This is a genomic window from Dyadobacter sp. CY261 (assembly GCF_021440085.1).
In the GTDB taxonomy this organism is placed as follows: domain Bacteria; phylum Bacteroidota; class Bacteroidia; order Cytophagales; family Spirosomataceae; genus Dyadobacter.
Map to the genome: position 1 here is coordinate 386851 of NZ_JAKCPW010000004.1, position 16214 is coordinate 403064.

At 46.6% G+C, this 16214-nt stretch carries 19 protein-coding genes; 11 read left to right on the top strand and 8 right to left on the bottom strand.

From position 1 onward, the window contains the following. Positions 1 to 20: 20 nt before the first annotated feature. On the top strand, positions 21 to 1172 hold the full coding sequence (locus tag LZD49_RS14255; RefSeq protein ID WP_234668238.1) for a TlpA disulfide reductase family protein: 1152 nt from the start codon (positions 21 to 23) through the stop codon (positions 1170 to 1172). A gap of 181 nt (positions 1173 to 1353) precedes the next feature. Here LZD49_RS14255 and LZD49_RS14260 read toward each other — a convergent pair whose 3' ends face one another. Beyond that, positions 1354 to 2229 carry an NAD(P)-binding domain-containing protein gene (locus LZD49_RS14260; RefSeq protein WP_234668239.1) on the bottom strand — a complete coding sequence of 292 codons (876 nt, stop codon included), beginning with the start codon at positions 2227 to 2229 and terminating at the stop codon, positions 1354 to 1356. A gap of 19 nt (positions 2230 to 2248) precedes the next feature. On the opposite strand from LZD49_RS14260, the gene LZD49_RS14265 reads away from it, so the two are divergent. Beyond that, positions 2249 to 3259 (top strand): gliding motility protein, encoded by a 1011-nt coding sequence (locus LZD49_RS14265; RefSeq protein WP_234668240.1) that lies wholly within the window; start codon positions 2249 to 2251, stop codon positions 3257 to 3259. A 45-nt stretch (positions 3260 to 3304) separates the two neighbouring features. Beyond that, the gene (locus LZD49_RS14270; protein WP_234668241.1) at positions 3305 to 4390 is read left to right on the top strand and encodes a complex I subunit 1 family protein; all 1086 of its coding nucleotides are present in this window, start codon (positions 3305 to 3307) and stop codon (positions 4388 to 4390) included. On the opposite strand, the gene LZD49_RS14275 is transcribed toward LZD49_RS14270, so the two are convergent. The 3 genes from LZD49_RS14275 to LZD49_RS14285 are packed head-to-tail and all read right to left on the bottom strand — an operon-like array spanning position 4391 to position 6827. Continuing rightward, positions 4391 to 4843: a DUF3299 domain-containing protein gene (locus LZD49_RS14275; RefSeq protein WP_234668242.1), complete on the bottom strand. Its 453-nt coding sequence runs from the start codon at positions 4841 to 4843 to the stop codon at positions 4391 to 4393. A 59-nt stretch (positions 4844 to 4902) separates the two neighbouring features. Beyond that, positions 4903 to 6147 carry an FtsX-like permease family protein gene (locus LZD49_RS14280; protein ID WP_234668243.1) on the bottom strand — a complete coding sequence of 415 codons (1245 nt, stop codon included), beginning with the start codon at positions 6145 to 6147 and terminating at the stop codon, positions 4903 to 4905. 53 nt (positions 6148 to 6200) lie between these two features. Continuing rightward, on the bottom strand, positions 6201 to 6827 hold the full coding sequence (locus LZD49_RS14285) for an ABC transporter ATP-binding protein (RefSeq protein ID WP_234668244.1): 627 nt from the start codon (positions 6825 to 6827) through the stop codon (positions 6201 to 6203). Positions 6828 to 7066: 239 nt separating this feature from the next. On the opposite strand from LZD49_RS14285, the gene LZD49_RS14290 reads away from it, so the two are divergent. Genes LZD49_RS14290 through LZD49_RS14305 form a run of 4 tightly spaced genes read left to right on the top strand, consistent with a single transcriptional unit; the run spans position 7067 to position 10277 of the window. Continuing rightward, complete coding sequence (locus LZD49_RS14290) at positions 7067 to 8086, top strand: DUF6089 family protein (protein WP_234668245.1); 1020 nt, start codon at positions 7067 to 7069, stop codon at positions 8084 to 8086. Beyond that, on the top strand, positions 8068 to 8811 hold the full coding sequence (locus LZD49_RS14295; RefSeq protein WP_234668246.1) for a DUF6089 family protein: 744 nt from the start codon (positions 8068 to 8070) through the stop codon (positions 8809 to 8811). Before LZD49_RS14290 ends, LZD49_RS14295 begins: the two co-directional genes overlap by 19 nt. Positions 8812 to 8814: 3 nt before the next feature. Then, a complete protein-coding gene (locus tag LZD49_RS14300; RefSeq protein ID WP_234668247.1) occupies positions 8815 to 9357 on the top strand; it encodes a DUF2911 domain-containing protein in 543 nt (180 codons plus the stop codon). Between the two features lie 26 nt (positions 9358 to 9383). After that, positions 9384 to 10277 carry a trypsin-like peptidase domain-containing protein gene (locus tag LZD49_RS14305; protein ID WP_234668248.1) on the top strand — a complete coding sequence of 298 codons (894 nt, stop codon included), beginning with the start codon at positions 9384 to 9386 and terminating at the stop codon, positions 10275 to 10277. Positions 10278 to 10279: 2 nt separating this feature from the next. On the opposite strand, the gene LZD49_RS14310 is transcribed toward LZD49_RS14305, so the two are convergent. Then, the gene (locus LZD49_RS14310) at positions 10280 to 10975 is read right to left on the bottom strand and encodes a YjjG family noncanonical pyrimidine nucleotidase (RefSeq protein WP_234668249.1); all 696 of its coding nucleotides are present in this window, start codon (positions 10973 to 10975) and stop codon (positions 10280 to 10282) included. 382 nt (positions 10976 to 11357) lie between these two features. Between LZD49_RS14310 and LZD49_RS14315 the strand changes: the two genes are divergently transcribed. From LZD49_RS14315 to LZD49_RS14330, 4 genes are all read left to right on the top strand, one after another. Next, positions 11358 to 11957, top strand: coding sequence for an RNA polymerase sigma factor (locus LZD49_RS14315; RefSeq protein ID WP_015813074.1), 600 nt, complete (start codon positions 11358 to 11360; stop codon positions 11955 to 11957). Continuing rightward, complete coding sequence (locus LZD49_RS14320; RefSeq protein ID WP_234668250.1) at positions 11932 to 12180, top strand: hypothetical protein; 249 nt, start codon at positions 11932 to 11934, stop codon at positions 12178 to 12180. Before LZD49_RS14315 ends, LZD49_RS14320 begins: the two co-directional genes overlap by 26 nt. A 136-nt stretch (positions 12181 to 12316) precedes the next feature. After that, complete coding sequence (gene nth / locus LZD49_RS14325; protein WP_234668251.1) at positions 12317 to 12979, top strand: endonuclease III; 663 nt, start codon at positions 12317 to 12319, stop codon at positions 12977 to 12979. Between the two features lie 68 nt (positions 12980 to 13047). Further along, entirely contained in the window at positions 13048 to 13908 is an 861-nt protein-coding gene (locus LZD49_RS14330; protein WP_234668252.1) for an FKBP-type peptidyl-prolyl cis-trans isomerase, read from the top strand. An 8-nt stretch (positions 13909 to 13916) separates the two neighbouring features. On the opposite strand, the gene LZD49_RS14335 is transcribed toward LZD49_RS14330, so the two are convergent. The 3 genes from LZD49_RS14335 to LZD49_RS14345 are packed head-to-tail and all read right to left on the bottom strand — an operon-like array spanning position 13917 to position 16213. Further along, positions 13917 to 15035: an aminotransferase class I/II-fold pyridoxal phosphate-dependent enzyme gene (locus LZD49_RS14335; RefSeq protein WP_234668253.1), complete on the bottom strand. Its 1119-nt coding sequence runs from the start codon at positions 15033 to 15035 to the stop codon at positions 13917 to 13919. Between the two features lie 12 nt (positions 15036 to 15047). Beyond that, positions 15048 to 15638, bottom strand: coding sequence for an acetyltransferase (locus tag LZD49_RS14340; protein ID WP_234668254.1), 591 nt, complete (start codon positions 15636 to 15638; stop codon positions 15048 to 15050). Then, complete coding sequence (locus tag LZD49_RS14345; RefSeq protein WP_234668255.1) at positions 15632 to 16213, bottom strand: sugar transferase; 582 nt, start codon at positions 16211 to 16213, stop codon at positions 15632 to 15634. The genes LZD49_RS14340 and LZD49_RS14345 overlap by 7 nt, the downstream gene beginning before the upstream one ends. Position 16214 lies beyond the last annotated feature (1 nt).

Genomic DNA, 16214 nt, shown 5'->3' on the forward strand with positions numbered 1-16214 from the left:
GAAATTACAAATAGAAGATCATGAGGAAGTTATTCAAACGGAGTGCATTGGTTTTGGGCAGCGCGTTGCTGAGCTTCCAGGCCATGGCGCAGATTGAACCAAAGGACTTTACCATTAATGGAAAGGTTAAAAGTGGTTCGAAAGGCGAAAAGGTTATCCTTTCGCAATCCACAGCCGCCGGGTCTTCTGTGAAAATCGACTCAGCCCAACTTGCCGCCGACGGCAGCTTTGCCTTAAAAGGCATTGAGAAGGACCGCGGGAGCTTCTTCACCCTCAACATCGCCGACCGTCAAAAATTTCCGCTGCTGGTTGAAGGCGGGGAAACTTTCAATGTTGTAGCCGACGGGACGACAAGAGACGATAAAGGCAACGGTGGAAAAGTATCCGTTACCGGTTCCAAAAACATGGAGTATTACGCGAAGGTTGACCAACTGATGCAGTCATTCTCCGCAAAAGTGACCGGCTGGAACGAGCAATACGCCGCCGCCGAAGAGAAAAAAGATTCCAAGAAAATACAGGAAATACAGCTGGCTTACCAGCAGGCAGAAAAGGAAAGGGTAACCGCATTGCGGCAGATGGTTCCGGAAATGGGCACTTCATTGATCGCACTTTTTACGGCGAACAACTTCCTGACGCCTGAAAACGACCTGGATGTGCTGAAAAAACTGGCTGATGATTATTCGAAGGTCAATCCTGTTCCTACGCTCGCGCAGGGTTTTATCGGATCTGTTAAAAGAATGGCCGGGGTGGCAGTCGGCGAGCAAGCACCTGATTTTACGCTTAACAGCCCCGACGGCAAACCAATCGCATTGTCGTCCCTGCGTGGTAAATATGTGCTGATCGACTTCTGGGCGTCGTGGTGCGGACCTTGCCGGATGGAAAACCCAAATGTGGTGCGGATGTATGGAAAGTTTAAAGAGAAAGGTTTCGATATTTACGGCGTTTCACTTGACGATAATGAAAAGGCCTGGAAAACAGCCATCGAACGCGACAAGCTCACATGGCTTCACGGCTCGGAATTGAAGAAATGGAATTCAGGTGTAGCACAATCCTACGGTGTGAACGCGATTCCGGCAACATTCCTCATCGATAAGGAAGGCAAGATCATTGCTAAAAACCTCCGGGGCCCGGCGCTTGAAACCAAGCTCACCGAACTGCTCGGTGCTCAATAATTCACTTTTTGGTTTATAAATAATAAAATCCGCAGCGTTGATACTGCGGATTTTTTGCGTTTAACGGAGTCTTTGAGTTGGGAGTTCAGAGTTAATGAGTTTAAAGTCAATGAGTAGTTCTTAAACCTTCAACTCATAAAATTTGAACTCATAGACTCCCGACTCATAAACTCTGAAATCGTTACAGGTCTTCCAGCTGATAATGGAATTGCAGTGGATCGGGATATTTGAACTCGAATTGATACGCTTTTGAAAATTTGTCCCCCGAAATCACCTTAAAAGCCGGCCGCTGCTCCGGTATCTTGAATGTCGGGGCTTCCCAGCCAAATTGCGCGCAGGAATCGACATAAACCTGGCTGCGTGCAGGATGAAAAGGGGCAGTGATATTAAACGTTTCGTTTTGAATACCCTGCTCAATCATGGCGTGAATGATGGCGGCGGCATCATCGCGGTGAATGTAGTTGACGGGAATATCGCCGGTAGTTAAATCCTTTTGCCCCTGCACATATTTCCCAGGAATGCGGTTATAGCCCAAAAGACCGCTCAAACGCAATATAGTCACTGTTTTCTCCGGTCTTAATGAGGTGATCGAATTCTCCGCAGCCACCATTTCCGGCTGCGCGGAATGTTCAGGCAAATACACGTCACCTTCGACCGCGACGCGGTTCAAATCCCGGTAAACTCCTGTTGAACTGACAAAAACAATTTCCTTCGCTGGCGATTTGCTGATTGCCTCTGCCACCATCCGCATTTGCGCGGAATAGTTACCGGCTACATTTTGCGACATACGCGGCGGAACCGAGATAACGATCATGTCCGAATCGAAGAATGGTTCCGAAATAGTGGCATTCAATCCCGCTACGGGGTTCAGTTCCAGCAGGTAACCCTCGATACCCGCCCCTGCAAACTTATCCAGTTTTGCCTCCGATGTGGTGCTTCCTTTGATTTCAGATGTAATACCACTGCCTGATAACCGTTTAGCTAATGCAAACCCCAGCCAGCCACAACCCAGGATGCTAATGCGTTTTTTTTCTACTTTTGAGACTTCTTCCGACATATTATTCAGGTTCCAACAAATGGTTTATTTCAGGTCTTTTGTATTCATTTTTTTTATAGCTCTCTTCCAATTTTCGTGTAAAACCGATCAACGCAAGGAAGCTGACACCAGCAATATTCGTTTTGAACTGGTTTCCAAAAACCTCGACGAGGAGCTGTTCTCTTGCAAATCCGTCGGGGATGTACAAAAGTTCCTCGACAACCATCCCTACCTGGCGAAAGCTTACTTTACAAATGCGCCCGTAGAACCGACGAAACTGGCAGCGCATTTGTTTTCAGTCCTTCAAAATCCGGATCTGCAAGCCTTTCGCACGCAGCTCGATTCGATTATTGGAAACCGGAAAACCCGCATTCTCAATCCGCTTTCCGACGCTTTCAAGCAGATCAAAGCGCATTACCCCGGTTTTCCAATCCCCGAAGTGCAGTTTATTATCACAGGTTTTACCGGCGACGATCTCTACATTTCCGATTCGCTGATTATCATAGGTCTCGATTATTTTGGTGGCCCTGCGGCGAGTTACCGGCCCAACATATATGACTATCAGCTACGTCGCTACGAGCGTGCCTATATTGTGCCCTCCATTATTTTCTTTGAATCCAACAAATACAATCGCATGAATGCGGGCGACCAGACGCTGCTTTCGGATATGGTTGGTTATGGGAAAGGCTATGAATTTGTAAAACGGGTAATGCCGCAAACTCCTGATAGCCTCATTGTTGGTTATTCGGCCGACGATCTTCGGAAAACCTATAACAGTCAGACGGACATTTGGGCCTATTTCATTTCAAGCAAATTACTTTACGAAAAGAGCGGTCTCAAAAAACGTAAGTTTATCGACGACCGGCCATTTACGACGGAGATCGGTAACAAGGTACCAGGCGCTATTGGCCGTTGGGTCGGATGGCGTATTGTGAGTCGTTTTATGGCTGAAAATCCGAATGTAAGCCTGACGCAACTAATGGAAATTGATAATGCCGGACGAATTTTACAGGAATCGGGATATAAGGGGCAAACAGACGAAGATCAGTAGGTTTTTACTTACTTTTGCGTCATACCATTGTTCAGATAGCATTTAATGCCTTTTACGCTCATCATTTTCCTCTTGCTTGTCCCCGGTTTTGTGGTGATCGGCGTATACCTGGAACGGAAGGTTTCGGCCTTTATTCAGGACCGCCTGGGCCCGATGGAGGTAGGTAAATGGGGATTATTGCAGCTGTTCGCGGATTTACTCAAACTACTTCAAAAAGAAGACATTGTTCCCAAAGCCGCCGACCGGCGACTTTTTCTGATCGCGCCTTTTGTCATCTTCATATCCGTATTTGCGGGTTTTGCAGTGGTGCCATTAGCCCCTGAACTTGCCGGTTCCGGTGCGTCTGTCGGGGTTTTCTTCCTGCTGACAATCGTTTCAGTGGATGTAATCGGCCTGCTCATGGCTGGTTGGGGTTCCAATAACAAGTTCGCATTATATGGCGCTATGCGCGCCGTGGCTCAGATCGTGTCGTACGAAATCCCGTTGGGCCTTTCGATATTGTGTGTAGTAATGCTCACTCAGACGCTCGATTTACAGGTTATCAGCTACCAGCAGGGCATTTTCGCACCCGATACCACTTATCTTTTTGGAATACGCGAGCTGGGGATCGACGTTACCGGCGTGGGTGGGTTTCTTTCCTGGAATATTGTCCGTAATCCGTTCCTACTGATTGCCTACGTCGTTTTCTTTATCGCCACCCTGGCCGAATGCAACCGTGCGCCATTCGACCTGCCAGAAGGCGAGTCGGAGCTCGTAGCTGGTTTTCACACCGAATATTCGGGTATGCGCTGGGCATTGTTCATGCTTTCAGAATATGGAATGATGCTGCTGGTGTCGCTGCTGGGCGCTATTCTTTTCCTCGGAAGCTGGAACACACCGTTGCCAAATATAGGCCCGCTGAAACTAGCTGACTGGACCAGCGGTGAGCCCGGCTCATGGTTTGGTTATGTGACAGGCATTTTCTGGCTTTTGAGTAAAGCCATGTTCGGAATATTAATCCAGATGTGGGCAAGATGGACACTTCCCCGCCTGCGCGTGGACCAACTGATGTACCTTGGCTGGAAAGTACTGACGCCCGTCGGACTTGTATTGTTTTTTATCTCAGGAGTTTGGCGCCTCATCGGCGTCTGATCAATTCGCGATCTCTGCGCCGTCCAGAATGTAATTCATCTGGTAAATATCGTCGGCATTCAGTTTCAATGTACCGATAAAGGTCAGGCGCTCATCGGTTTTGAACTTCTTTCCATCTTTCTTTTTGAAATTCAGCGTCATTACCGTCTCGGGACCGGCTCCGCCGCAGAAAAAGCACGCACTGAACGGGAATGCTGAAAGCACGTACAAGTTCGCCTCCAGATCAACCGGAAGAATATAACCTGTGATCGCAACCTGCTGGCCTTTCAGCTTCTGCACGCTCGGACCGAACGTCGGGTGGAGCATATAGATCGATTCTTCGGCATACCATTTCTTTTTAAATGTAACATCCCGCAGGGTTTCCCAGGTCAGTTTCACCGGCTCGACGGCTGGTTTGAAAGCAAACAATGAAACAATGCAGAAAAACAATATGCTGATTTTGACAGATTTCATTAGTATTCCAATTTTGTATTACAATGATTTGTACCGGTTTAACAAATTTACACACATTATTATTCCTCCGCCAGCGTCCGGGAGATATTCAGCCGGTAAATACCCAGCGACGGCAATGCAGCTGCAACCACGCCGATCGCAATAGCACCAAAGAAAAGGTAGATTTCCTCAGGTAGCAATGCAAATTTGCCCAATGTATAATGAAAGTCATCCTCGGCAGCATTTGAGAACACCCATAACCCAAGCCGGCTCGCAATAACACCTGCGAAAAAGCCAACTACCGACAACGACACTCCTTCGATCAACAACATCAGGAACAGTCGCGTGCGCGTAGCACCCATAGAAAGCATGAGCGCCATTTCATATTTCCGATCTTTCAATGAGTTGTAAAGTGATATAAAAACGCTGACGCCGGCAATGGAAATGATAATCAATGCCAGTGTACGCAAGGTTTCGATTCCCACGCCCAGCAGCGAGAAAAGGCGGTTAATTTCAATGCTTGGCAATGCCGCTTGCATGGATGTGTTATCATTAATCTGCCTTGGAATGGTGATAAGCCCCATCGGGCTACGGAACTGGATCAATGCGCTGGTTACTTCCTTGCCCTCTTCATCGGGCTCGGCATCGATGTGCGTCTGCTTATCGCTGTGTTCCATTTCGCCCACTGTAGGTGTTTTCCCTTCTTCGGCATGCCCATGAATATCCCAAATGCTCGAAAGTCGGGTTATGATAAGCTGATCAACGACCGTGCCGCTTGGCTGGAAAATGCCGGTTACCCTATATTTTTTGTCCTCATGCTTTTCTCCCTCCGAATCCAAGCCATGCGAGCCTGAAAATTGATCGCCGATTTTCAGTTTCGAATCCCGCGCAACCTTACTGCCGATCGTTACCTCCATAGATGCATTATATAAATGTCCTTCTGCCAGTTTCACTTTGAAATGCTCGATGTATTTCGGTGTTGTTCCTAAAATGCGGAAACCCTGGTAATTATCGCCCATCGAAAGCGGGATGACCGTCTTGACAAACGGGTTTTTCCGCAATGCATTCACTTCGGCCAGCGGGATATTGCCGGTAGGCGCGTCGATCTGGTAGATACTCGAAAGGATCACCTGTAACGGGCTACCTTTCGCCCCCACCACCATATCGATGCCTTTGAGGTTCCGTTTGAATTGCTCGTCGAGCTGTTTATTAAGCAGTAAAAGCAATGAGATCATGCCAATACCGAGCGTCAGCAACAAGGCGCTCAAAAAGCTGTTAAGCTTTTTATCCCGAAGATTGGCAATGCTGATCTTGAAAAGATTCATTTCTAGTAAGAGATTAGGTATGAGACTTGGCCTGGCCAAACGTTTTATCAATTTTACAGAAAGACCTGATTCGAAAATTCGTCTTTCAGTCGCTGGTCGTGCGTGACAACCAGGAGGCTGGCGCCAATCTGAGCAGACTGATTTTTCAGCAACTGAATCACCCGCTGACAATTGTCGTCGTCAAGGTTGGAAGTCGGTTCGTCGGCCAGGATGATATTGGGATTGTTCATCAGCGAGCGTGCGATGCTCACGCGCTGCTGCTCTCCCTGGCTTAGCTGGTTCGTTTTTTTGGACAAATGGTCCACAAAACCAAGTTGCTCGGCCAGTTGGCAGGCTTTTTGCCGATCCTCTTTCTGATTGGCCAGGTAGTTGGACAGCAGAATATTATCCATCACCGACAGCGAGCTAACAAAATGCGGACGCTGGTAGATAATTCCGATATGCTTAGCGCGGGTTGCTGTAATTTCCTGTGGCGTGAGGCTTTTTACCGATTTTCCTGCAATTACAACGTCCCCGGCTTCAGGTTTCAATAGCAGGGCGAGCAAATGCAGCAAAGTCGTCTTCCCTTTACCCGATTGCCCTAATATCAGCAGTGTTTCTTTGTCGTTGCAACGGATGTCGGGGAAGGTGAAACTCTTCTGGGCGGAATAGGCAAACCTGAGCTGGTTACTCGAAATCATCTTCGTGTGGGCTGTTTTAGTACACAATGATAATGAAGTTTTACCTCGTTTCCAGTCAAGCCGTTTGCATATGTGCCGTTTTCAAAGCTTTAGTTCCGGCGTCTTAATATTCGTAACAGGGCTGGGTTTCTAAAAAAACCTGTCCGTACAAATAAAATATTGGGAAAATCGTTGAAATGGTGTTGCATCCTGAAGAAAACCAACAACTATTCTATTTTTGCAAAAAAATCGATCTGAAAATGCGTAGAAATTTCGACTTAAGAAGAGTATCCGGAGCGTTGGCTTTTTCCCTGTTTTTGGGACTTTTGCTGTCTGCTAAAGACGTAAAAGCACAAAGCAGAGGTTTCTTCGTTCCTTATTCTACGGCAGGTTTTGGTATTGGTACTTCCAACTACTACGGTGATTTTGCGCCTTACCGTCGCCCACTGGCTTCAACCTTCAAAATGATACGTTGGAGCGTTGGCGGAAACTACACACGCCACTTTACACCACGCCTGGCCGCACGTGCCAGTTTCATCTATGCACGTATCGCAGGTGACGACTACATTATGAACCGTGATGCAAAACACGAGACCAGCATCTTCTACGCACGTAACCTGCATTTTCGCAACGATCTGAAAGAATTTTCGATCCAAGGTATTTTTAAACTTACTCCGGATAACCGCAGTTACGATCGCAGGCCTCAATTGGGCGTTTATCTTTTCGCAGGTGTTGCACTCACTGCGCATAATCCAAAAGCCCTGGATTCGCTGAAAGGCGACTGGGTGAAATTGCAGCCGCTGGGCACTGAGGGGCAAGGTAATGAAGGTTATGCGAAGCCCTATTCATTGGTTCAGTTTGCGATCCCTGTCGGTGTCGGGGTCCGTTATAAAATCAATTCCAAAATTGACGTTTCTTTTGAGCTAGGCTTCCGCAAGACTTTCACCGACTACCTCGACGATGCTCACGGAAACTACGCTGATCCTGCGCTGTTTGCAGATGATCCATTAGCAGCGCATATGGCAAACCGGACAACAGAGCAAATTGCTGTGCGGAAGGGTGTCGATCGTACCGAAGGGGTGAGAAAATTCTTACAGGTAAATTATCCGGATTATAATTTCGATAACGTTAATCCATTGGCTGCATTGCCTACCACAGGATTCGGCGCAGCGGGAACTCCGCGTGGAAATAGCCCCACCTATACCGACAACTACCTCTTCGGCATGATCCATATCCATTACATGCTGCCTTCGCAAATCAAATGTCCGCCACTGAAATAATTCATTTACCGTTGCAGTATCATATTAAACATTTGAATGACCGGCCGCAGTTGCGGAAATACTTGCCTGCGATACTGCTGGCAGGTATTTGTTTTTTTTTGGCCACGACCCACGTGAGGGCGCAACGGATCGAAATAGGCGCAGGTTTCGGAGGATTCAATTATCGTGGTGATATTTCTCCCACTTTTCGCTTCCGTTCTTTCAAGCCGGCGGGCAGCCTTTTCTTTCGTTACAACCCTAACCAGGCATTGTCGCTTCGGGCCGAGGTGGCTGGTGGCTTTATCGGTGCTGATGACAAACGCAGCGACGATCCTTTCCAGCAAGCCCGGAATATGTCATTCCGAACAACCATTTTTGAAGGCAGTGCCGTTGCAGAATACAACTTCCTGAATTACCAGGACCGCCGGTTTGCGGTCAATTGGAGCCCCTATCTATTTGGCGGAATTGGATTTAATAAATTCGATCCCAATGTTCAAACGAGTTCCTACAAAACTTCGGGTGTCGTGCTGCCTTATGGTGTAGGGATTAAATACCAGATCCGCCGACCATGGAACATCGGGCTGGAATATGGCACCAGAAAAACATTCACGGATTATCTCGACAATCTGGGCGGTGAACCAACTACTACCGACAAGTTTCAACAGGGCGACCCTTCGGTAAAAGATACCTACTTTTACGTGCGCCTTTCGGTCACCTATACCTTCTACAAAATCTTTTGTCCCTGATTTATGAAAAAAAATCTACTGATTGTTTCTGCGTTAATCGTAGTTACTTTGGCAGGCTTTTGGGGAGCTCGTAAATACACAAAGTCTTTTAGCCCGGAAGCCGTGGCGGAAACCCGTCTGGATGGAAGCGAAATCAGTATCACCTACGGACAACCGAGAAAAAAGGGGCGTCTGATTTTTGGCCGGGAACAGGATAAGGCATTACTTCCCTACGGCAAAGTATGGCGCACCGGTGCCAATGAGGCTACGATAATCGACTTTGAAAAGGATGTGATCATGGGAGGAAAACGGGTTAAAGCCGGCAGCTACTCGCTGTTTTCCGTTCCCGGGCAAAGTAGTTGGAAGATTATCCTGAATTCCGAGACCGGTCAATGGGGAACCGAATATAATGATGGCAAAAACGTCATGAACGTAGAAGTACCGATCCGCATTCGCCCTACTGTCCAGGAAATATTTCATATTTATTTTGAGCAAATCCCCAATGGTGTCAATATGATTCTGAGCTGGGATCAGACCGAGGCACTTATTCCCTTTACCCACCCTTAGTTGCACATGGCTTCGGCCAGTTTCTTATGTTCGTTGATGCTATTGAAAAAATAGATCAGTTTACCCGTCCGGTTCACTTTATCATCCGTTACTACGCTGGAAGCGACATCGTTCCTGGCACAGCCACTTTGTTTTTTGTGAATGAAGATGGATTTGCTGTCACTTGCAGGCATGTAGCAAGGCAGATACTATATGCCAATAGCATTTACGAAAACTACTTGAAATTCAAGGGCGAACTCCGAACATTTGAAAAAGACCCCGGGCTAGGTACGCAAAGAAATTTGCTGGAAAGCAAATACAAAATAACCCCCGACAGCCCTATCAGGATATTGTTCAACTTCATCCATTGCGTGTCTGCGTACAAAGGGTTAACTATCCATCTGCATCCTACGCAGGATCTGGCCATTGTCCAGTTTAGGAATTTTGAATCCAAACAGTATCAGTCACACGCCCAATTTCTGAGAGATTCACGCCTGGTAAAACAGGGAAGGTATCTTTGCCGCCTGGGCTACCCGTTTCCAGAATTCACAAACTACCGCTATAACAAGGACACGGCCGATATCGAATGGACGACAGAAGGGAAAATCAAAACGCCCAGCTTTCCGATTGACGGTATTATTACCCGTCACATCGGCGATAACAATGAAGTAGTGGGTATTGAAATGAGTACTCCAGGTCTGCGTGGCCAAAGTGGCGGCCCGTTATTCGATCAGAACGGTATTATTTACGGCATGCAGAGCTCGACACGCCACCTGCATTTGGGATTTGATCAGGTGAACCGGGAAGTTATTACAGACGGACATCGCAAAAAAGTTTCCAATTACCCGTTCCTTAATGTCGGGCAATGCGTTCATGTGGATGTGATCAAGCAATTCTTGAAAGAAAAGAACATCCGATTTTACGAAGCCGACCCGGCTTGACGTCAGAGAATCAGCAGCAGTTCCTCCAACCGTCGGATATTGTAAGTCGGCTCTTCATCAAACTTGAGTCCGGCCGGATTGAGATAAACGGTGTCCATACCAACCTGTTTCGCACCCAGAACATCGGCGATCCAGTTGTCGCCTACCATTAAACTTTCCTTTGGTGTGGTTTGGGCGACCCCCAGTGCAAATTCAAAGATTCTTCTGTCAGGCTTTTTGGCATTCGCTGTTTCAAATGTCACTACATTTTCAAAAAAATGTCCGATTTCGGAGCTGGCAATCTTTCTGGACTGGATATCGTTGAACCCGTTGGTAATAATATGCATGCCGTAACCCGCAGCCGAAAGATAATTCAATAAATCCAGCGCACCTTCAAGCAGGTGCTTCTTGGTGGGTAATGAGTTAAGATATAATTCTCCGATTTCGGTGTGATCTGCAGGGTATTCTGCGCCAAGTTCTTCAAAAACCATCCGAAACCTGTTCTCACGTATATAGCTATGGTGCAACTGGCCTCTGTCGAAAGCATCCCATAGCGCCGTATTGATTTTCAGGAAAGAGCATACAAAATCCTCACAAGACGAGATTCCGTATTTCGTCAATTCATGGTAATGAAAAATCTCTTCGAGAGACTCGGATGAATTTCTTTCAAAATCCCAAAGTGTGTGGTCAAGATCGAAGAAGATATGCTTGTATTTCATATCTAGGAAAAATTCAATTTTTATAAAAAAAGTTAAATTACGATACGCGTCTACAAAATGTAAGACTTCAAGTTTTGAAATCGATCTATCTCGACAAAAATATCGTAAGTTATTCGTTAAATTCAACTATTTATTCTAATAACGCTACCGATGGACAGCAACGAATACCACCTATCAAAAAGATGCACAACGTGTTAACATCTGTTAACGGGAAATAATTTTTCTGCAAAAAGGAACTGAAACATTTGCAATTGATTTTCCAAATCCATTTCTTTGATTCGTATAATTCGAAATGCCCAAAAGTCACATCTAATTTCCACCAAACAAGAAAGGAGAAACAATATCGACGAACCGCTCTACGTTAACTAAATCGAATAGGAAAATGGAGAAAGTCCAAGTTAGCGACAGTGAGTTGGTAACATTGTATATCCGGGGCAATGAAAAGGCTTTCGAGAAGCTTGTTCAACGCCACAAGTCGAGAATATACACCACTATTTATTTGATTGTCAAGGACCAATATGTAGCCGAAGATCTATTGCAGGATACATTTATTAAAGCCGTAGACACAATTAAAGGTGGCAGATACAACGACGAAGGTAAGTTCCTGCCATGGATTATACGTATCGCACACAACCTCGCCATTGATTATTTCAGACGCGATAAACGCTACCCCAATGTAGTGTTCGAAGATGGGAGCAGTGTTTTCAACACGCTGGATTTTTCGGAAGATTCCGTTGAGTCGATCCAGATTCGTCAGGAAACACATGAGCAGCTGCGGGAAATGATCCAGCGGTTGCCCGACGTGCAGAAGCAGGTTCTGATCATGCGCCATTACGAGGACATGAGTTTTCAGGAAATTGCCGACGCCACGGGTGTGAGTATTAATACGGCATTGGGTAGAATGCGTTACGCGTTGATAAACCTGCGTAAGCAATTTAACCAACGTGCCCCACAGTATGACAAAAACCTTTACCTACGATGATGTTGTAAGGTATCTATATGCCGAAACAACTGAGAACGAAAATGAACAGATTGTTGAGGCGCTCGCGCTTGACGATAACTTGATGAACTTTTATCTCGATTCATTGGAAATCCAGAATCAGATGAACAAAATCACACGGACCCCTTCCGAAAATGTGATTTCAGAAGTTTTCAGATATTCGCGACAATTCTCTCCTAAAAGACCTGCTGCACTCCTTTATTAAGGCTAGTCAGCAGGTCTTTTGTTTCCAGCTATCTACGCGGTAGCTGGAAATTGTCATTATTTTTAAGATTGGGCCGCACCCCGGCCATTAAGATTTTCTGTGTCGGATATTTCCTTCGCAGGACCATGAACCTATTATGTTAAGAAAAGAACGTTATAAACTCTTCCTGGACTATTTTACCCAGAATTTCCCGGAGCCAGAAACCGAACTGCAATATTCCAGCCCATATGAACTGTTGGTCGCCGTGATCCTGTCCGCGCAATGCACCGACAAGCGGGTTAACATGGTCACGCCAAAACTTTTCGAACGTTTTCCGGATCCAGAATCACTTGCTGCTTCCAATGCCGAAGAAGTATTTACCTACATACGCTCGATCTCCTACCCCAACAATAAAGCGAAGCATCTCGTGGGAATGGCCCGAATGCTTGTAGAACAGTTCCACTCAGAGGTGCCTTCAACGGTTGAAGAGCTGCAAAAGATGCCCGGTGTCGGCAGGAAGACGGCCAATGTAATTGCCTCAGTGGTTTTCAGTATGCCCGCGATGGCGGTTGACACGCACGTTTTTAGGGTGTCGCGGCGTCTTGGGCTCGTACCAATGACCGCAACAACACCATTGGCGGTGGAAAAAGAATTGGTGGCTCATATTCCAAAGCATTTAATCCACAAAGCACATCATTGGCTCATCCTTCACGGGCGCTATGTGTGCACGGCGCGCAACCCACAATGCTTTCAATGCCCACTATCGCCATTTTGTAAATACTTTGAAAAAAATGTAAAAATCGACGTTTTTCATTCGTGATTACAACCAATGTGGTTCTCGCGGCGTCTATCTTGAAACTAAAACAATCCCATTAATTACTTAAAGAAATGAAGCGTATTAATTTGGTGTGGTGTCTACTATTGACGATGGTGATCGGCTTGTCGTCTTGTATGGACGATGTGTCGAGCAAGGACGAGGAGAAAATTGCCGAAAATGAAGCCGCTATAGAAGCTGCCCTGAAAACGGATAGCCTAGGCTCAAAAGCTGTCAGAGACTCTTCCGGCCTTTATTATATTATCAGAAAAGCTAACCCATCGGCTCCGAAAGCGCAACTTGGCGACGCGGCTACGATTAAATACACGGGTTATCTTTTGAATGGAACCAAAGTGATCTCCTCAACCGACGACAGCAAAACGGAATTTTCATTCCCGGTTGGAGGATACGTGTACTGGGGCGGTATCGAACGGGGAATTTTCCTGATGAGAACAGGTGAAAAAGCGACGTTCTATCTGCCCTACTACCTGGCGTCCGGAAATGTTGACCGGGTAAATATTCCTGCCTATTCTCCGATCCGCCTGGAAGTAGAATTCATCAAAACCCGCACGGAAGTGCAGCAAATCGATGATTTCATTACCAAAAAGGGCTTTACCATATCCGACAGAACTGCTGACAACCTTGTCATCGTCAGAACGAACACCGTGACTGGCGACACTCTTGGTGCCGGCAAATCCGTGAATGTCAAATATACCGGCAGATTCCTCGACGAAACAAAATTTGATGAGCGTACAAGCAGTTTTGTTACTGGCAGCGCCAACACGATCCCAGGATTCGACCGAGCGCTTAGAAAGATGAGAAAAGGAGAAAAGGCATTTATCATTTTCCCTTCCGCACTGGGTTATGGCAAAAGTGGTAGTAACTCCATTCTCCCTTATACGCCTCTCCAATTTGAAATTGAAATTCAAAATTAGCATCACAGCTAAAAGCAGGTTCCTACAATTTGCGAAATAAGCTTTGTTTCGTCATTATTCAGGTTTGACCCCGACGGCAAACAAACTCCACGGGTAAACAAACTTTCTGCAACGCTACCCCCAAACCGGGGTAGCGTTTTGTATATAGGCTGACAATGCATCGGTTTCCAAACCGGACGGGATTCGATACCTTGCCCCAAAAGCGCATTTTGAATGCCAGTAGGGTCGATTTGCCTGTCTTCGATTGTTAACGCCGTCAACCACCGGTTTGAAAACCTGTGATCGGGGCCAGTTTGAAATCGAATGCCTGAAATGTCGGATAAAGCGCTTCCATAAAAGTTAAAATTAGCTTGTCGCTGGGCAACACGTTCGTCAATCACCTCCAGCTGTCCCCGGCCAATTCCTGCACACACATTACTCATCCGGTAATTATAACCGACTTCGCAATGCTCATAATGCTCTGTCGGTTCACGGGCCTGCGTTGCGAGGAAGCGCGCCTTCTTCATATAACCTGCATTATTTGAAAGCATTGCGCCTCCCCCAGAAGTAGTTATTATCTTGTTTCCATTAAAAGAAATAATGCCAATATCTCCAAAAGTCCCTACTTTTCTTCCGCGATATTCCGAGCCTAACGCCTCTGCGGCATCCTCAATCAGCGGAATTTCATTTTGATTACACAAATATAGGATCTCATCAAGCATTGCAGGCATTCCGTATAAATGCACAACGATAACCGCTTTTGGCCTCTTCCCTATCCGAATATAATGGCGAAGAGATTCCTCCAAAGCATTCGGGCACATATTCCAGGTAATACGTTCACTATCAATAAAAACCGGCGTTGCACCCACATACATGATCGGATTGGCCGTCGCGACGAATGTCAACGATTGGCAAAGGACGATATCTCCTTTCTGAACACCCAGGGCCAACAATGCAAGGTGTAAGGCTGCCGTACCCGATGAAACTGCTAACGCATATTTGCTACCCGTATATCGACACAATTCCTCCTCAAATGCATCAATATTCGGCCCGACAGGAGCGATCCAGTTGCTATCGAAAGCTTCCTGAATGTATTTCATTTCCCGCCCGCTCATATGCGGCGGCGAGAGGTAGATTTTGTATGTCATAGTGTGTTAATTTTAATGGACCATTCTCGCGGGGTTCCCCACCACTGTGGTGAAATCCGGCACATCAGATACGACCACCGTCCCTGCACCAATTACACATTCCTTTCCAATTGAGACTTGCGGTAATATCACGCTTCCCGCACCCACGAGCGTGCATTCGCCTACATGTACGCCCCCGCAAAGCGTTGCGCCAGGGCCAATATGCGCGAAGTCTGCCAGCACACAGTCATGATCGATGATAGCGCCCGTGTTTACGATCACGTGGCATCCAAGGTAGCTGCCGGCTTGAACTACTGCCCTGTGAATTATAACAGTTCCCAAACCGATAGACACCGACGGTTCAATGCTGGCCGTTGGATGAATAGCTTTACCGAAAAGATGGGATATTCCTGCCGCCACGCGCCTGCGATCATGATTGTTACCGATAGCAATGATCAGGTTTTCCGCTTCCATTGAATTTGAAACATACCTGCCCAAAATACGGTGGACTGACGGTGGAATGGCCACCCAATTGTCGTCAAAGACACCACTAATAAATTCTCCGCAGGCTGAGAGGATGCTCGCCACAACTCTGGCATGGCCGCCTGCTCCGTAGATCAACATACTGCATTTCCTTTGAAACGGGCGACTACTTCAATATCACGGCTGTTGGTCTTCCTAAAACGCAGCATTTTGCGAGCCGTTAGGCAAATGATTTGCACATCAAGGTGTAAGGAAACATTATTGATATATTCTAAGTCATAATTAAATTTCTCCTCCCAGCTGAGACTATTCCGTCCGTTAATTTGTGCCAAACCTGTCATACCTGGCTTCACAGCATGCCTCTGGAATTGTTCAGGGCTGTATAACGGCAGATATTCCGCTAATAGCGGCCGTGGCCCGACGATACTCATATCTCCCCGAAGCACATTCCAGAACTGCGGCAGCTCGTCGAGCGAGGACTTGCGGAGCATTTTGCCTGACCAGGATAATGGGCAGTCCTCAGCATGCATTGTCCTGAACTTGACGATCGTGAAAAGTCGCCCATTCAGCCCGGGCCTGTGTTGTACAAAAAACGGGTTACCGCTGAAATGCATCCACAAAAGCGGTGGCAGGAAAATAAAAAACGGCAATGAGGAAATTAGCCCCATTGCCGCTAGTAAAATGTCTAAAACTCTTTTTCCTTTTGAACGATACATA

Excerpts from the sequence above, each read along its gene's own strand:
- LZD49_RS14255 (WP_234668238.1), top strand. The coding sequence starts at position 21 with ATGAGGAAGTTATTCAAACGGAGTGCATTGGTTTTGGGCAGCGCGTTG.
- LZD49_RS14260 (WP_234668239.1), bottom strand. The coding sequence starts at position 2,229 with ATGTCGGAAGAAGTCTCAAAAGTAGAAAAAAAACGCATTAGCATCCTG.
- LZD49_RS14265 (WP_234668240.1), top strand. The coding sequence starts at position 2,249 with ATGGTTTATTTCAGGTCTTTTGTATTCATTTTTTTTATAGCTCTCTTC.
- LZD49_RS14270 (WP_234668241.1), top strand. The coding sequence starts at position 3,305 with ATGCCTTTTACGCTCATCATTTTCCTCTTGCTTGTCCCCGGTTTTGTG.
- LZD49_RS14275 (WP_234668242.1), bottom strand. The coding sequence starts at position 4,843 with ATGAAATCTGTCAAAATCAGCATATTGTTTTTCTGCATTGTTTCATTG.
- LZD49_RS14280 (WP_234668243.1), bottom strand. The coding sequence starts at position 6,147 with ATGAATCTTTTCAAGATCAGCATTGCCAATCTTCGGGATAAAAAGCTT.
- LZD49_RS14285 (WP_234668244.1), bottom strand. The coding sequence starts at position 6,827 with ATGATTTCGAGTAACCAGCTCAGGTTTGCCTATTCCGCCCAGAAGAGT.
- LZD49_RS14290 (WP_234668245.1), top strand. The coding sequence starts at position 7,067 with ATGCGTAGAAATTTCGACTTAAGAAGAGTATCCGGAGCGTTGGCTTTT.
- LZD49_RS14295 (WP_234668246.1), top strand. The coding sequence starts at position 8,068 with ATGTCCGCCACTGAAATAATTCATTTACCGTTGCAGTATCATATTAAA.
- LZD49_RS14300 (WP_234668247.1), top strand. The coding sequence starts at position 8,815 with ATGAAAAAAAATCTACTGATTGTTTCTGCGTTAATCGTAGTTACTTTG.
- LZD49_RS14305 (WP_234668248.1), top strand. The coding sequence starts at position 9,384 with ATGTTCGTTGATGCTATTGAAAAAATAGATCAGTTTACCCGTCCGGTT.
- LZD49_RS14310 (WP_234668249.1), bottom strand. The coding sequence starts at position 10,975 with ATGAAATACAAGCATATCTTCTTCGATCTTGACCACACACTTTGGGAT.
- LZD49_RS14315 (WP_015813074.1), top strand. The coding sequence starts at position 11,358 with ATGGAGAAAGTCCAAGTTAGCGACAGTGAGTTGGTAACATTGTATATC.
- LZD49_RS14320 (WP_234668250.1), top strand. The coding sequence starts at position 11,932 with ATGACAAAAACCTTTACCTACGATGATGTTGTAAGGTATCTATATGCC.
- nth (WP_234668251.1), top strand. The coding sequence starts at position 12,317 with ATGTTAAGAAAAGAACGTTATAAACTCTTCCTGGACTATTTTACCCAG.
- LZD49_RS14330 (WP_234668252.1), top strand. The coding sequence starts at position 13,048 with ATGAAGCGTATTAATTTGGTGTGGTGTCTACTATTGACGATGGTGATC.
- LZD49_RS14335 (WP_234668253.1), bottom strand. The coding sequence starts at position 15,035 with ATGACATACAAAATCTACCTCTCGCCGCCGCATATGAGCGGGCGGGAA.
- LZD49_RS14340 (WP_234668254.1), bottom strand. The coding sequence starts at position 15,638 with ATGTTGATCTACGGAGCAGGCGGCCATGCCAGAGTTGTGGCGAGCATC.
- LZD49_RS14345 (WP_234668255.1), bottom strand. The coding sequence starts at position 16,213 with ATGTATCGTTCAAAAGGAAAAAGAGTTTTAGACATTTTACTAGCGGCA.